Below are 15516 nucleotides of genomic sequence, written 5' to 3'. Positions count from 1 at the left end.
TCATTATGAATTCCAGAACGAAATTGCTGTCGGTCATCGGCGGCGGTCTGTTGACGGCTGCGCTCACGCTCGCCCCGCTGGCGCACGCACAAGAGGCGGATATCTCCCCAGAGCAGAAGGACCGGCCCCGGGCGGAGAAGGTGGAGGCGGCAGCAAAGCTCATTCCCGCCGATTACAAATTCATAACCAAGGGTAAGCTGACCGTCGCGACGGTGCCGTTCAAACTGCCATTGGTGGATTATGCCAGCGATGCGAAGACAGCCATCGGCGTCGAGCCGGACTTTGCGCAGATCGTTGCAGACAGTCTTGGGCTTGAACTCCAGCTCGTTCCCATTGCCTGGGCGGACTGGCCGCTTGGTCTAGCTTCGGGCAAATACGACGCGGTGATTTCCAACGTTACCGTGACCGAGGCCCGCAAGGAGAAATTCGATTTCTCAAGCTACCGCAACGACCTGCTGGGTATCTATGTTGCCAGCAACAACAGCAAGCTGGAAAAGGTCTCCAAGCCCGAAGATGTAGCAGGTTTGAAGGTGATCGTTGGCGCTGCCACCAATCAGGAGCAAATCCTGCTGAAATGGATCGAGCAGAACAAGGCCAAGGGCTTGGCCGATACCGAAATCCAGTATTATGACGATCAGGGCGCGCTTAACGTCGCGCTGCAATCTGGTCGTGCGGATGCATATCTCGGCCCGAATGCAACAGCCGCCTATGAGGCTGCGACCGTCAAGAAAACAAAGCTTGCTGGCACATTTTCAGGCGGCTGGCCGGAAGCAGCGGAAATTGCCGTTGCAACGAAAAAGGGTTCCGGGCTCGCCGATGCGGTAACCGCCGCGCTGAACGCGCAGATCAAGAATGGCACATATGGCAAGGTTCTGGCCAGATGGAACCTTGCTTCTGAGGGTATCACGGAATCCCGCACCAACCCGCCGGGCCTGCCAAAAAGCTGAGTTGAAGCTCGTCTCCTCAGCCAGCAGCGCGGGCTCCTCCCGCCTGCGCTGCTTCTTCACATCCAACGGCGGAAATAGCTCATGTTCGTCAAAGTCAATTTCCTTTCAGTCTTTGCCTCCATCGTGATGGCATCTGCAAGTGCCAGTATTGCATTCTCGGCGGATGATGCGTTTGACCTTTCACCCGCCCAAAGCGGACGTATTCACGTGGAGCGTGATAATGCGGCCATCGCTGCGGTACCGAAGGATTTCAAGTTCGTAACCGCGGGAAAGTTTACGGTCGCCGTCGCGCCCGGCGGCCCGCCTTTGGCAACCTATGCGACCGACGCCAGAACCGTGGTGGGTGCGGACCTGGATTACGCTTCGGCCATAGCCGAGAGCCTCGGGCTCGAACTGGAACTGGTGCCCGTGGCCTGGGCCGATTGGCCGTTGGGACTGACCTCCGGCAAATACGACGCGGTTATATCCAATGTCGGCGTGACGGAGTTGCGCAAGGAAAAGTTCGATTTCTCGACTTACAGGCAAGGGCTGCACGGCTTTTTCGTGAGGTCGGATAGCGGCATCACCGCCATTAATGAGCCGAAAGACGCTGCCGGTCTGCGGATCATCGTGGGTGCCAGCACCAATCAGGAACGTATTCTCCTGAAATGGAACGATCAAAATGTTGCTGCCGGACTGAAGCCGCTGGAGCTTCAATATTACGATGACGAGGCAACGAGCCTTGTCGCGTTGGCCGCAGGCCGTGCGGACGTCATCGTCCAACCACACGCACAGCTGGTCTTCATTGCCGCACGAGACAAGAATATCAAGCGGGTCGGCACGCTGGCTGCGGGCTGGCCGGAACGTTCGGATGTGGCGATCACCACCCGTAAGGGCTCCGGCCTTGCGGACGCGCTGACGCTTGCCACCAATAACCTCATCAAAAGCGGTGCCTATGCAAGGATATTGGCGCGCTGGCAGCTTTCCGAAGAGGCGCTACCGGAATCCCGCACCAATCCGCCGGGTCTGCCCAAAAGCTGAGAACGCCGAGGCGACGGCAAATCCAATTCTGTCAATTGAGGATGGTCTGATGGTAGAGATCGTTATTCGTTCGGCTCCGAACGCGCCCGCTGCACAAGCTTTGGTCGAAGGGCTGATCCGTGAATATGACGGGCGCTACGGCGTGGAAAACAGGCCGGGCGGTGCACGCTCGGAACTGGAGCGTTATCCGGTTGACCTGTTTGCGCCACCGCTCGGCGATTTCCTTCTGCTTCAACGCAATGGCGAAACCATCGCCGGTGGCGCCTTTATGAGCCATGATGATGAGACGGTGGAAATCAAGCGGGTCTGGAGCCACCCGGAGCTAAGGCGGCAAGGGCTCGCCCGGCGCATTATGGTGGCTCTCGAGGAAAGCGCGGCAGAGCTTGGTTACACCCGCGCCTATCTCACCACCGGCTTCCGCCAGCCGGAGGCGGTTGGCCTTTATCTGTCGCTCGGATATCGCCCTCTCTTCGATCTGGATGCCGATCCGCAGCTTTATCGCTCGCTGCCTTTCGAAAAAGGCATCGGCGCAGCCCGTGGTCATAGCGTCGAAACGAAGGCATATTTGCCAGCAACGTCCTTCGAGGAAGCGACAGAGCGCGTCCGTTTGATCAAGGCGGAGCAGGAGGCAAAGATATTGTCTCGCTTCAATCGCTATTCCCAGACCGCGGCATAGCCGTCTCATTCCCAATTCAGGCAAATTGGAGGACGCCATGTCGCTCTCGCATATCAAGAATTTTTCCTTCCTCGTTCCGGGTAATTACATGGATGATGATCCGGCCAAGGGGCTGGAAGAGACGCTTGGCCTTTTCGAACAGGGAGAGGCACTCGGCTATCATACTGCACTGGTACGCCAGCGGCATCTGGAGCGTGGGGTTTCATCCGCTGCCACATTTCTCGCCGCTGCCTCGCAGCGCACCAGGACTATTGGTTTGGGAACGGCGGTCATTCAGCTCGGCTACGAAAACCCGTTCCGGCTCGCGGAAGACCTGGCAACCGTAGACGTTCTTTCGCGCGGGCGCCTGAACGTCGGCGTATCCGTTGGCGCCCCGCCATTTGCGCATCTCATATCGCAGTTCACCGACAGGGCGGAAGACGCTGATTACAGTCACAAGCGGGCGGAAAAACTCGCCGAAGCCTTACGGTCAAACCCTCTATCCAACGAGGCGGAGGCCGGAAATGCTGCCGGAAACCAGCAGCCTCGTCTGCGCCCGCGCGCAGAAGGATTGACGGAGAGACTGTGGTATGGCGGCGGTTCCCAGAGCTCGGCGAAATGGGCCGGGCAGGCAGGCTTCAATCTTCTGACCGGAAACATCATCAGCGGCGAGGGCACTGACGATTTTCACACAGCACAAGCGGCGCTGATCGACCGCTTCAGGTCATCATGGTCCCACATACGCCCCGCCCGTGTAGCGCTTGGCCGCGTCATTCTGCCTACCGACAGCGCCAGCGCTGCTACACGCCGTCGATACCGCGAGTTTGTCGAAGAGCGAAACAAACGCACCGGCCAGGCCCATGGACCGAGACGGACATTGTTCCTGCCCGATATCATCGGCACGACCGACGAAATCCTCGAAGCGCTGGCCAATGATCCGGTCGTCCCTCTCGTTTCCGAGTTTCGCCTTGAACTGCCTTATGAATTTCAGGCGGAAGATTATCTGCAGATCATCCGGGATTTCTCCAATGCCTTTATCCGCCTACCGGCGACCGGACAGTTGAAGGCCGTGTAGAGGCCTTCTCCCGGTGGAAAGGAGCGAGTTTAACTTGAACCTTCCAACGTTGCGGCATAGGCCGATGAATGGGGGTCGTATTAGGCATTCCGACGAACACTTTCCGCGCCGCCCTACGTTGCCGTAAGGAAGGCTGGTTTCCGCCTGCTTGTGCTAAGTCTCAGATGAGTGCCGTATACCAAAAGATGTAATTTGGGGGTTTTGTAGCCTCTTTACGCTGAATTTCTCTCTTTGATTGTTTTTCGGTCTTTGCATCCGTAATCCATAAAAATTATAGAATAAGATTTCTTCGTTTCTCTCTCCGATTTTGCCACCTTCTGCTGGTCATCACGCAACAAGGGGTAGGGACGTGTCTAAGTTAAAGTTTATTGCTTCAGGGCTGGCAGGATTCTTCCTTTCCGCCGCATCTTTCGCAACGGCGAGTGCATCGGATGCCCTCGTTACGGCGGAGTGGCTGAAGAGCAATCTTGAGAATCCGAAGGTCAAGATATTCGAGGTCAGTGTCGATACTGGCGTTTATGAGCGCGGGCATATTCCTGGTGCCGCCAACCTCAATTGGCATACTGATCTGGTGGATCGGGAACGGCGCGATATTGCGGCCAAGGAAAACTTCCAGACGCTGCTGCAAAAGGCTGGCGTCGCCGAAGACACCACGATTGTTCTTTATGGTGATAACAACAACTGGTTTGCTGCCTGGGGTGCCTGGATTTTCGAAACCTACGGACTTGGCGACCGCGTGAAGCTTCTTGATGGTGGTCGCAAAATCTGGGAGGCCGAAGGTCTGCCGCTGGATACTTCCGTGCCGAATGCAAAGGCGACGACGCTCGCGATTGCCGAACGCGATCCAGCCGTTCGTGCCCGCTTCGTTGATGTTGTCGCGGTCGCAGAAGGCAAGCATAACGTCAAGCTGATCGATATCCGCTCTTCGGACGAATATTCCGGCAAAATCTTCGCGCCAGATGGTGTTAAGGAGCTTTCCGTGCGCGCAGGCCACATTCCCGGCGCTGTGAATGTGCCGTGGGGAACCATCGTCAATAAGGATGGGACTTTCAAAACGGCGGCGGAAATCAAGGCGATCTATGCTGAAAAGGGTATCGACGGCTCCGCACCCATCATCACCTATTGCCGCATCGGCGAGCGCTCGAGCCATACATGGTTCGCTCTGAAGAAAATTCTTGGCTATGATGTGCGCAATTACGATGGCTCCTGGACGGAATATGGAAATGCGGTCGGCGTGCCGATCAGCAATCCTACCGGAACTGTCTGGACCGGTAAGTAAAGTCGCTGCAGGCAATTTGGCGCGCTGAGAAGCGCGCCAATATCATTCAGTCCACATCAATCCGGTCATCGATGAACGCCCTATATCCTCGGCTGGCGTCAGCCGTCATTCTCGTCCTGCTCGTTGCTTCCAGCCACTGGGTGGCGACGCTGGACAATGGAAGACAACTTTCCTTTTCTCTTCTGGCCGGTGCTGCGTTCGGCGTGGTGCTTCAGCGCGGACGCTTCTGCTTTCTTTGCAACTTCAGGGACTTGGTGGAGAACCGGCGTTCCGATGGTGTACTGGCAATCCTTGTCGCGCTGCTTGTCGGCGTCGTCTTTTATCAGATCGTCATGATGGCTTGGGTGCCGGTGCCTCAGCCGGATCGCCTGCCGCCCAATGCGCATATCGGCCCGGTCGGTCCCGTTCTTGCCCTCGCATCTGCCGTTTTCGGCATCGGTACCGCATTGTCGGGGTCGTGCCTCTCCGGCCACTTTTATCGGCTGGGCGAAGGAGCATTCGGATCCAGCGTCGCGATCATCGGCGCGGCCTTCGGCTTCCTACTGGCGTTTCTCAGCTGGAACACGCTTTATACGGTCAGCGTGTTCGATGATGTGCCTGTCTGGCTGCCGTACCATCTCGGCTATGGTGCAGCACTCTTTCTCGCACTGGCAATCCTGTCCGGCCTCATTGCCACTGTTCTTCATCTGGATAAAAGCGGGGATACCGCGCCCGTCCAAAACAGCGAAGACAGGTTAAAACAGGCGATCAAGGCAATCTTCGTCCATCGTTGGCCTCCCGTCATTACCGGCATTCTTGTCGCGGCGATCAGTGCCTTTGCCTATTTCCGCGTCATGCCACTCGGCGTGACCGCTGAACTTGGAAGCATCGTTAGAACGGCTGGAACGTCGGGTGCTTTGCTGCCTGAAACTCTAGCGGGTCTGGATACTGTGCGCGGCTGGATCAGTGCGATCAAAACAACGGTTCTTTCTCCAAACGGCGTCTTTGTTGCCGGATTGATAGTCGCAAGCTTTGCTTCGGCGCTTGTTGCTGGCCAGTTCAGACCCTCATGGCCATCCAGAAGCGGTGTTGCATCGCGCTTGCTTGGCGGTGTGCTGATGGGCTGGGGCGGTATGACGGCCCTCGGCTGTACCGTTGGTGTGTTGCTCTCAGGCATTCATGCAGGTGCTCTTTCGGGATGGATATTCCTGATTTTCTGCGGTTTAGGGGCGGCCTTCGGGCTTTACGTAAAGCGTCGCTTCAGACTGGCGTAATGGCTCATCGCGCCCAAGGCAAATCCGGGCAATTCTACCGCGTGCAGCCGTGGTTCTCTCCAATTCTTGATAGAAACTATTGACACTTCCTTATTGGTCGTCCGCTAATGTGCCAGTTCTTAAGCCTTCCCCGTTTCGTGCGGATGGAAGGTAAAAGTGAGGTGTAAACCGGAGGGCACATGCAGGTTTTCAGTCGCGGCCGCTATTGGTTGTTCGTGGCAATTCTCATGCTCGGGTTTTGCGGTGCATCCGCGATCATGCTCGTGCAGTTGCGCAAAGATAGCTGGACGATTGCCAATACCGGTGCTCAAAACCTGCTTACCCTGCTTTCACAGGATATAGACAGTCGGCTGGATGCTTATGATGGCGTGCTGGAAAGCATTGTCAGGAAGGTGGAGCAGCCCGAATTTGCCGCGCTCCCTCCTGCGCTGCAACAGACGCTTCTTTTCGATCAGGTTCTGAAAGAGCCTTATTTCACCAGCGTTCTGGTACTGGATGCTGCGGGTAACGTTGTCAGGGATGCGGGCTCGGCGCCGCCAAGGCTCGATAATTTCTCGGATCGCTCCTACTTTCAAGCGCAGTTGAAGAGCGAAAATGCCGGGCTCTATATAAGCGCACCGTTCCAACGGCGCCTGACGGGTGATGACGATGTTCTGGGTTTGAGCAGGCGGATCGATAGGCCCGATGGCAGTTTTGGCGGTGTTGTCGTTGCCACGCTGAAGCTCAGCTATTTTCAGGATCTATTCAAACGCATGAACCTGAAGGATGGAGACGCGATCAACCTGTTCTCTCAGAGCGGCGTGCTGATCATGCGCAGTCCCTACATTGGGGATCAAATCGGCCGGGATTTTTCCGCCTCTGAAAATATCAAGCGTTTTCAGGCTGAACCGTCAGGATCGTTTTCCGGCGTTGCTGCCATCGATGGCGTGATGCGGCTTTATAATTTCATGCATGTGGGCCCGCGTCCGCTGATCCTCAATGTGGCGCTTTCGCACGATCAGATTTTCGCAACGTGGCGCAAGCAGGCCGTTACGATAGGCGTCGTTCTTGCATTGCTCAGTGCATCCACGGTTGCGCTGGCGGTTGCGGTCAGGCGTGCCTTTAACGCGCGTATCCGCGCAGAGGAAACGACGCGCCGAAGCGAAGCGCAATATCGGCTGCTTGCGGACAATGCGACGGATGTCATCGTGCGGCTGGATAGGGACCTGATACGCCGCTACGTGTCACCGGCTTCGCGTGACATGTTCGGCATGGAGCCGAAGGAACTTGTCGGCACGAATGCGCGTGGCATCATTCACCCGAGCGATTGGCCGCTCGTGCAGCAGGTGGCGCAGGATGCGCGCGTTTCCACCTTTCCCGTGGAAGCGATCTACAGGCTGAAGCATCGGGATGGCCACTACGTCTGGGTGGAAGGGCGTTATCGTTTCGTTGTCGAAGATGACAGCCTGATCGTCGTTCTGCGCGATATTTCCCGCCGTAAGGTTGCCGAAGCAAAGCTGGAGGAGGCAAATGCCGAGCTTGCAAGGCGCGCCAACACGGATGGTTTGACGGGACTTGCCAACCGCCGACAGTTCGATGAGGTGCTGGCCGAGGAATATGGAAATACCGATGCGGGCGGCGAAAATCTTTCGCTGCTTCTCATCGACGTGGATCGTTTCAAGCTTTTCAACGACACTTATGGACATCAGGCCGGAGATGATTGTCTGCGCCGGGTTGCGCAGGCGGTTCGCAGCAGCGCGCGGCGCAGCGATGTCTGCGCCCGTTATGGCGGAGAAGAAATCGCCGTCATCATGCCGGGCGCCGGTGAGGCAGAGGCTTTCGCCCTGGGTGAGCGTATAAGGGCCGCAGTCGCAGAACTGGGGATCGAGCATTCCGCCAGCAGTTTCGGCCACGTGACAATCAGCGCAGGCTGCAGTTCCGCAGGAAGCGATGGTATCCACGACGTCAAGACGCTGATCGCCGAGGCTGACCGACTTCTTTATGAAGCCAAACGCACGGGGCGCAACAAGGTGCTGGCGTCGAATGCGGCAGAGTTCACCAGTGGCCTGCCCGTCATTTTCGCTGAGGAACAACGGCTGGAGGCCGTTGAGGCGTATAGGCAGAGGTTTGCGGAAAAGCCGAAGGAGAACCTCAACGTCATCGCGCGCGGTGCAGCTGAACTTCTCGGTACCCCAATCGGCTTCGTCACGCTCGCCGGTGATAAGGATCTGGCCCTTGTCGGACGTCACGGCATAGAGGCTGAAACCGTTGCACGCGACATTGCCTTTTGCGGCTACACGATAGCCGGAACGGAGCCGATGTTCGTCAGCGACACGCGCGCGGATCTCCGCTTCCAGTCCAATCCGCTGGTGCAAGGCCCGACGGCACTTCGCTTTTACGCCGGTGCTCCAATCGTAGATCCGGATAGCGGCCTTGTGGTTGGCACGGTCTGCGTAGCGGATTTCAAACCGCACGATCAGGCGACTGATGGCCAGCGAAAGATACTCGCCGACCTTTCTAAACTGGTGGTAAAGGAACTGACCTGAGGTCTCCAATCCATTACATTTTGGTGGAAGATGATGAGGGCGCGGCCAGCCCCAGCCCTTTGAGTGTCGTTTCCGTCAATAGCCACAGGTCATCCTGGGACCGGACGACCTTGGACAGAACATTCAGGCCGATCATCAGGTTCTGAAGAGCGAGCGCCAGTGCTCGTGGGTTGGCATCGGCAGGAATTTCCTTGTTGGTCTGAGCGATGACAAGCAGTTCTTCAAGCCGCTTCGAGGAGCCTGCGGCCATATCCATGAGCATGACAGCGGGATCTTCCGTCGAGGGGCACATTTCGCAAATGGAGTTGACGATGATGCAGCCGTGCCCGCCAGGGTCGCTGCTGCGTATATGGCATATTCGCCTTAGAACCCGTTCCAAAAGCGGGAGGATCGGCCCGTTGATCTCCTCGTAAAGCGGCGCATCCGGCGCGGTAGGAGCATAACGCCTGATGACTTCTTCAAATAGTGCCTCTCGCGATCCGAAGGTGTTGTAAAAGCTGGAGCGTGTGATGCCGAGCTTTTCTGACAGCGCCTTCACCGATGCCTGCTCATAGCCTTCGCTTCGAATGGCTTCGGTTGCGACATCTATCGCTTCATCTCTGTCGAACTTCATAGGTCGCGCCATGACAGCCTCAATTTTATTTTATACATATATGGACAAAACTATTGCCCACCTATATGTACATATGTGTTCAAAATGAACGCGTGTCCATAGGAGACCTGAAATGGTAGCACTTGTTGTCGTAGAAGCCCGACCGAAGTCCCCTGAAAAACTGGCTCAATATTCGGCTGCAGCGGCCTCTACTCTTGCAAGTTTTGGCGGTGAATTTGTTCATCGTGGCAAGTTCGTTGAAGCGCTCGGTGGCACCGCAACGCCGCATGGCCTCGGTGTCATTCGTTTCGAAAGCGCCGATGCAGCACGACGCTGGTACGGTTCAGCAGAATATCAGGCCATCATTCCACTACGGGAAGAGGCCGCCGATATGAGCTTCAAACTTTACGACGTTGCCGGCTGATCTCCATTCGAGGACATTGCACAATGGCGAATGCGACCTGCACATCTCTCGCGCCTATCCATCAATCTGTCGGAAGGCACCTTTTGAGAGGATTAATCGTATTTGCCATGCTGCTCGTAAGCATAGTTTTTTCTGACGAAAGCCATGCAGCGGAACCTCGCGGCGTGCGAAATATCGTTCTTGTACATGGTGCCTTCACGGATGGGTCGAGCTGGCAGGACGTCATCCCGCTGCTTCAAGCCAAGGGTTATCATGTCACGGCGGTTCAAAATCCGCTGACGTCTTTGGCAAACGACGTCGAGGCCACCCGCCATGTTCTTCAGAGGCAGCAGGGAGGTGTTCTTCTTGTGGGTCACTCATGGGCGGGAGCTGTCATCACGGAAGCCGGGAACTTTGGGAATGTCAGGGGTCTCGTATATCTGTCGGCGCTCGTTCCCGATGCGGGCGAGTCTGTCGCGGATTTGCTAATCCGGCAAAAAGCCTCGATGGAAGGGCTTGCACCGGACCGGAACGGACATGTCTGGCTGGATGACCCGGAGGCCTATTCGAAGGTTATGGCCGCTGATGTTTCGCCTCCACGCGTGGCCCTTCTGACCGCCACGCAACAGCCCATGGCCGCCAAGTCCTTCGCGGAAAAGATTGGCTCAAAAGCCGCGTGGGAGGCAAAGCCATCCTGGTATCTGGTAACGGAAAAAGACGGAGCCCTGCCGGTGCATGTTCAGCAGGCAATCGCGAAACATATCGGGGCGACCACAAGAGCAATTCAATCCAGCCACATGTCGATGATTTCGCATCCTGAGGATGTCGCAGATTTTATCGCGAGCGCTGCTGAAACGCTTTCTGATGAGTGACGAGTGGGAAATTTAGTTTTGGAAATTCAGGCCGAGCTGCGGCTCGTCAGGGGTGTCGCTGTCTGCGCTATTATCCAGCGATGACAGCGTAATCCCGAGCAGTCTTATGGGCCGCTTGAACGGGTGGACGCTGGCGAGTAGCGCTTCGGCGGCTTCGAGCATGTGGGGCACGCTGTGGTAGGGCAGGTTTCCTGTTCTGCTGCGCGTCATCTGGGTGAAGTCGGAATATTTGATCTTCACGGTCAAGGTCTTGCCGCCGATCCCCTTGCCCTGGCAGTAATTCCACACCTTTTCCGCCAGCGGCACCAGTTCCGCAGAAGCGCGTGCGAGATCGTCGATATCCTGTGAAAACGTATCCTCTGCGCCGACCGATTTGCGGATGCGGTTCGGCTGAACCCGTCGCTCATCGACGCCGCGCGCAATGTTGTAAAAATAGGAACCGGACTTGCCGAAATGTTCCACCAGATATTGCAGCGACCGGGCTTTCAGATCCGCACCGGTTTCGATGCCGAGCCGATGCATCTTTTCTGCCGTTGCCGGGCCCACGCCATGAAACTTCTTCACGGCGAGCTGCTCAACGAAGCTTGGGCCGTTCTTTGGCGTTATGACGGCCTGTCCGTTCGGCTTGTTCAGGTCCGAAGCCATTTTTGCGAGGAACTTGTTATATGAAATCCCGGCGGATGCGTTCAGTCCGGTGACGGCTTTGATCTTCGTTCGGATTTCCAGCGCGATTTCCGTGGCGACAGTCATTTCCTTCAGGTTTTCCGTCACATCCAGATAGGCTTCGTCCAGCGATAGAGGCTCGATGATGGGCGTGTAGTCCTCGAAAACCTGTCGGATTTGCTGCGATACCGCCCGATAGACCTCAAATCTCGGCGGCACGAAAATAAGGTCGGGACATTTGCGTTTGGCCGTGACCGATGGCATTGCGGAATGAACGCCGAAGACACGCGCCTCATAGCTTGCCGCCGCCACGACGCCGCGCGCTGCCGAACCTCCGACGGCCAGCGGACGTCCGCGCAGGCTTGGATCGTCCCGCTGCTCGACCGAAGCATAGAACGCGTCCATATCCACATGGATTATCTTGCGTATCGATGGTTCGGGCGGCGAGGTCATGGGCGGAAACGTTCATCCGGGCGGAAACAAAAGAAGAACATAGCAGATGTTCAGCCGGAATGAAATGGCTTGTCGCGTGCCTGATATCGACGTTCGAGATTACATCAGCAACATCTTGAAATAGGCACCCGCACGCCACATATCTCGGTCACACCCGTCATCGATAGCACCTGCAGCGCTCTCTCCAGCGCGCGTTTGTGCCGTCCGGGCCAAAAGGGCGCTCCCCAGTCGGGTCGAGCGCCCTTTTCTTAAAAGCTAGACAAGCACGGCTTGTTTCAGCTTATGCACCACGTCTTGATCTGTCTGCCTGCGCTGGGGTGTGGCAAAGCCGAATTCGACCAGAGATGCCTGCTCCTCGACGGAAGAACTGCCGGAGGCGTGGATTTCGTGGATGCCGGGAAGGGCAAGGAGATCGGGGACGAGATCGATTGTCACGCCACCGCCTGGCATGATCGAGATGCGCCCTTCAGCACGCGCTGCCAGCGCCCGGAGCGTTTCGAAACCCAGCCGGACATTTTTCGCGCAGCCTGAGGTGAGGATCCGGGAAATGCCGAGATCGATGGCTGTCTCAAGTGCCCTCATCGGGTCTTTCACCATGTCGAAAGCCCTGTGGAGGCTGATGTCGAGACCCTTTGCCGCGTCGATCAGCTTCCGCAGGGTCGCTTCATCCAATGTCCCATCGCCACTGGTGGCGCCGATCACGACGCCGGGGAGGCCGAGTTCGCGGGCGCGGATAATGTCGTCTTCCATCATGGCGACTTCGGCGGCGCTATAATCGAAGCTGCCCGCGCGTGGGCGGATCAACGGGTAAACGGGAATGGTGCTAGTCTGTGCTGCATGGCGCATGAGGCCGTGTGACGGCGTGAGGCCACCGATGCCGAGCGCGGAACAGAGTTCGATACGGTCTGCGCCGCCCCTGATGGCTGCGTCCAACCCGGCAGCGTCGTCCACGCAGATTTCGAGCAGCCGTTCTGTTGCCTCAACCATGATGTTCTTCTCCATTTCCCATCTTGCCGTCATTAACAGGCGGGCGCTTGTGAAGAAAGCCAAGCAGCGAGACGCCGCATAATCCGGCAAAGGCGCTCAGTATCGCAGTGTGCGAATAATTGCTGATGGCGGTGCCGAGGGAGAAGAGAAGTGAGCTCAAGCCTCCGGCGAGAAAGATATTGACTGCGATCAGCGAGCTCCCAAGTCCCGCGCGACGCGAGATCAGGTTTTGCAGATAGGTGATGGGAAGCGAGATGATGCCTGCGGCACCGAGCCCCGATAGCGGGGTCAGCAGATAGACCGTGGTCGGATTATCCGCCAGACCGAGCATGACCATGTAGATGCAATAGAGAAGCGCACTCGCCGCGATGGCGACGGCTGCCGAGGTTTTGGTTTCGATCCAGCCCCAGAAGAAGATGAAGACGATCTCCAGCAGCGCGACAATCCCCACAATCGCGCCAACATCGGCAGCCTGGCCTCCGGCCTTGCCGGTGACGACCAGCGGCAGCACGATGCCGTTGATGTGCAGCGTGGAGGAAATGAGTGCGATGGCAAGAACATAAGGCCATATGGCGGTGGAACCGAGATGACGGATGGAGGCGAGGAAGGCGTAAGCTGGCTCGCGCCTTTCGGTGCGTGACTGGCTATCCTCGCGCATGTTTTTCGCAAACAGAATGAAGCAGAAAACGCAGGCAAGGCTTGCCAGCAGAAAGGCGGGCAACATGCTGGCCCTACCCGCAAAAGCATAACCCACGATACCCGGCACCAGGACCCAAGAAAGCGAAATGGCTGCACGAACGGCGGAATTGACGGCAATCAGATCCCGCGCTGCCATGCCTTCGCAACTGGCTCGCACATAGGCAAAGATGAGAGAATTCAAGGCGCCGTAGATGGGTATCGGGATCAGCAGCGCCAGCGCGAAAGTCCATATCGAGGGGAAGAGATAGACGACGCCGTATCCAAGCATGCCGGAGATGCAGGCGGCGAGTATCGGTATTTTGTGGTGGCCCAGACGATCGGAAAGGATGCCCATGCTGATGCTGGCCGAAACATTGACGAGGGCGGCCATGAAGCTGAGCCCGGAAAAGGCCGCGTCGCTCAAGCCAAGCTCGCGAATGCCGATCAGGGAAAGATAAGGGGCCGTCGCTGCGCCGGTGAAGCCGAAGACAAAGATGCCGATTGCGGAAAGCCGCAATTGAGGATGGCGAAACACAAAGGGCAGTGCCGACAGCATGATTGTCCACTAGCGAATGTCAGCCTGCGGATCGCGCAGGGTGGGAGGGTAGAGTTGGCCCCGCTTCACGATGGCGGAGCCAGACAGGTCTCAGAGTCCTAATCCCGCTCTTTCCAACGCGCGGAAAGATTGGCTGATGGCGTATAGTCGAATTCTCTCACAAAAGGAAAGGTCGGCTGGCGTCTGCGTTTCGAAGGCAGCTTTTCGATATCCTGATTGATGACGCCATCGGTCAAGGCCATGAGGTTGGGGTTGGCGATGGGCTGAAGCTCTGGCGAAAGATAGCCGGACTTAACCACCAGCAGCCTTGCTTTGGTAGGCTCGATGTCGTGGCGGGTGAAGTCGGCTATGTTGTGGTATGGGCGTCGTCTAGCGGCCAGAATGAGCGTTACACCGCCGATCCTGACGACCGCCTGTCGCTCTTCCTTCGGCCCCGGATCGTCCAGGGACCTGACCTCTGCGGCCACTTCCACGAAGGGACTGGCAGGATCCAGCGAGCCGCCTATTTTCAAAGCCAGCGTTGCGCCGACACCGGCAGAAAAGCAGGCGTCTACGGCAGGCAAGTCGGTAATGCCGCCAATCACGGCCCCCTCGAAACCGCGCAGGATAAGGGCCTTCAGCACATCGGCGCGATCACCGACACCGCCACCTGTCGGATTGTCGCCTGAATCCGCCAGAATGACCGGGTGCGTTTCGGATTGTTCGGTAATGTCCAGCATCGCTTCCAGATCACCGGTCACGGGACCGAAATGGAAGTCGTGTCGGGCATTCCAATAGGAGCGCGCAATCTCTTCTGCGGCCCGTTTCGCTGTCTCTGGATCGGTGCCGGTGACGACGGCGCAGGCCGTTGCGCGCGGCTCGTCCGCCCATACATAGCCGACCATCAGGTTGGCGTCCAATATGCCGTCGAGCTCATCATGCCGGGGAAGGGCCGAATAGAGCGATTTTGCCGGTTCATCCTCGGTGGACGTTCTTTCGCCCGGCAGAAGAACGGGGACGGGTGCCCATACAACGCCCGGCTTTAGTCCAGTCTTCAAAGTCTCGATCAGCATCGACCATGCGCGGACCATCGTTTCCCGCACATCGATATGGGGCGCGGTGCGATAGGCTGCGAAAATATCGATCTGATCCACGATCTTTTGGGTGACGTTGCCATGCAGATCATAGCTGACGGCAAGCGGCACATCGGGGCCGATCACCGCCCGTGCAGACGCGATCCAGTCGCCTTCCGCATCGTCCATTCCCTCCACATTCATCGCGCCATGCATGGCGAGGTAAAGCCCATCCAGCGGGAGCGCGGCCTGTAACCGGTCGAGGAATTCACGCTTGAAGCCGTCATATGTGCCTCGCGCCAAAGGCCCGCCGGGAACGGCACGGGCGTGAAGAAGGGGATGCAGCGCAACACCTTCTGTGGGCAGGACGCTGAAATAGTCTGCGCTAAGAAGGTCGCCCTCCCGCAAAACCCGGAAGTCTTCCGGTCGCATCAGAACCGGAGAAGAGGTGGAGCATTCCGTGTGGATGCCGCCAACAGCAATGCGAAAAGCCATGGTCTGTACCT

At 57.4% G+C, this 15516-nt stretch carries 14 protein-coding genes; 9 read left to right on the top strand and 5 right to left on the bottom strand.

Annotated features, from left to right (window positions below; translation table 11 throughout):
- Nucleotides 1–5: 5 nt before the first annotated feature.
- The 7 genes from CFBP5473_RS16205 to CFBP5473_RS16175 all read left to right on the top strand — a co-directional run bounded on the left by CFBP5473_RS16205 (nucleotide 6) and on the right by CFBP5473_RS16175 (nucleotide 8754).
- A complete protein-coding gene (locus CFBP5473_RS16205) occupies nucleotides 6–947 on the top strand; it encodes an ABC transporter substrate-binding protein (protein WP_027676295.1) in 942 nt (313 codons plus the stop codon).
- A 126-nt stretch (nucleotides 948–1073) separates the two neighbouring features.
- Nucleotides 1074–1967 (top strand): ABC transporter substrate-binding protein, encoded by an 894-nt coding sequence (locus tag CFBP5473_RS16200; RefSeq protein WP_169824030.1) that lies wholly within the window; start codon nucleotides 1074–1076, stop codon nucleotides 1965–1967.
- 49 nt (nucleotides 1968–2016) lie between these two features.
- Complete coding sequence (locus CFBP5473_RS16195) at nucleotides 2017–2643, top strand: GNAT family N-acetyltransferase (protein ID WP_027676297.1); 627 nt, start codon at nucleotides 2017–2019, stop codon at nucleotides 2641–2643.
- A gap of 37 nt (nucleotides 2644–2680) precedes the next feature.
- Nucleotides 2681–3697: an LLM class flavin-dependent oxidoreductase gene (locus CFBP5473_RS16190; RefSeq protein WP_027676298.1), complete on the top strand. Its 1017-nt coding sequence runs from the start codon at nucleotides 2681–2683 to the stop codon at nucleotides 3695–3697.
- A 367-nt stretch (nucleotides 3698–4064) separates the two neighbouring features.
- The gene (locus CFBP5473_RS16185) at nucleotides 4065–4976 is read left to right on the top strand and encodes a sulfurtransferase (RefSeq protein ID WP_413228980.1); all 912 of its coding nucleotides are present in this window, start codon (nucleotides 4065–4067) and stop codon (nucleotides 4974–4976) included.
- A gap of 71 nt (nucleotides 4977–5047) precedes the next feature.
- A complete protein-coding gene (locus CFBP5473_RS16180) occupies nucleotides 5048–6229 on the top strand; it encodes a YeeE/YedE family protein (protein WP_027676300.1) in 1182 nt (393 codons plus the stop codon).
- A gap of 179 nt (nucleotides 6230–6408) precedes the next feature.
- Nucleotides 6409–8754: a diguanylate cyclase gene (locus CFBP5473_RS16175; RefSeq protein ID WP_027676301.1), complete on the top strand. Its 2346-nt coding sequence runs from the start codon at nucleotides 6409–6411 to the stop codon at nucleotides 8752–8754.
- A 13-nt stretch (nucleotides 8755–8767) separates the two neighbouring features.
- Here CFBP5473_RS16175 and CFBP5473_RS16170 read toward each other — a convergent pair whose 3' ends face one another.
- A complete protein-coding gene (locus CFBP5473_RS16170; RefSeq protein WP_027676302.1) occupies nucleotides 8768–9367 on the bottom strand; it encodes a TetR/AcrR family transcriptional regulator in 600 nt (199 codons plus the stop codon).
- 112 nt (nucleotides 9368–9479) lie between these two features.
- Here CFBP5473_RS16170 and CFBP5473_RS16165 point away from each other — a divergent pair, with 112 nt between their 5' ends.
- Together CFBP5473_RS16165 and CFBP5473_RS16160 are read left to right on the top strand one after the other, a co-directional pair.
- Nucleotides 9480–9770 carry a DUF1330 domain-containing protein gene (locus CFBP5473_RS16165; protein ID WP_027676303.1) on the top strand — a complete coding sequence of 97 codons (291 nt, stop codon included), beginning with the start codon at nucleotides 9480–9482 and terminating at the stop codon, nucleotides 9768–9770.
- Nucleotides 9771–9934: 164 nt separating this feature from the next.
- Nucleotides 9935–10621 carry an alpha/beta fold hydrolase gene (locus CFBP5473_RS16160; protein ID WP_234881841.1) on the top strand — a complete coding sequence of 229 codons (687 nt, stop codon included), beginning with the start codon at nucleotides 9935–9937 and terminating at the stop codon, nucleotides 10619–10621.
- Nucleotides 10622–10633: 12 nt separating this feature from the next.
- Here the strand turns inward: CFBP5473_RS16160 and dinB are convergent, their stop codons facing one another.
- From dinB to CFBP5473_RS16140, 4 genes are all read right to left on the bottom strand, one after another.
- The gene (gene dinB / locus CFBP5473_RS16155) at nucleotides 10634–11737 is read right to left on the bottom strand and encodes a DNA polymerase IV (protein WP_027676305.1); all 1104 of its coding nucleotides are present in this window, start codon (nucleotides 11735–11737) and stop codon (nucleotides 10634–10636) included.
- A 255-nt stretch (nucleotides 11738–11992) separates the two neighbouring features.
- Nucleotides 11993–12724: a copper homeostasis protein CutC gene (locus CFBP5473_RS16150; protein ID WP_037171344.1), complete on the bottom strand. Its 732-nt coding sequence runs from the start codon at nucleotides 12722–12724 to the stop codon at nucleotides 11993–11995.
- The gene (locus CFBP5473_RS16145) at nucleotides 12717–13958 is read right to left on the bottom strand and encodes an MFS transporter (protein WP_027676307.1); all 1242 of its coding nucleotides are present in this window, start codon (nucleotides 13956–13958) and stop codon (nucleotides 12717–12719) included. Before CFBP5473_RS16145 ends, CFBP5473_RS16150 begins: the two co-directional genes overlap by 8 nt.
- 98 nt (nucleotides 13959–14056) lie before the next feature.
- Nucleotides 14057–15505: a M81 family metallopeptidase gene (locus tag CFBP5473_RS16140; RefSeq protein WP_027676308.1), complete on the bottom strand. Its 1449-nt coding sequence runs from the start codon at nucleotides 15503–15505 to the stop codon at nucleotides 14057–14059.
- Between the last annotated feature and the right edge of the window lie 11 nt (nucleotides 15506–15516).

Origin of the sequence: Agrobacterium larrymoorei (genome assembly GCF_005145045.1) — a bacterium.
GTDB lineage: Bacteria > Pseudomonadota > Alphaproteobacteria > Rhizobiales > Rhizobiaceae > Agrobacterium > Agrobacterium larrymoorei.
This window is presented reverse-complemented; position numbering and strand designations above follow the sequence as displayed.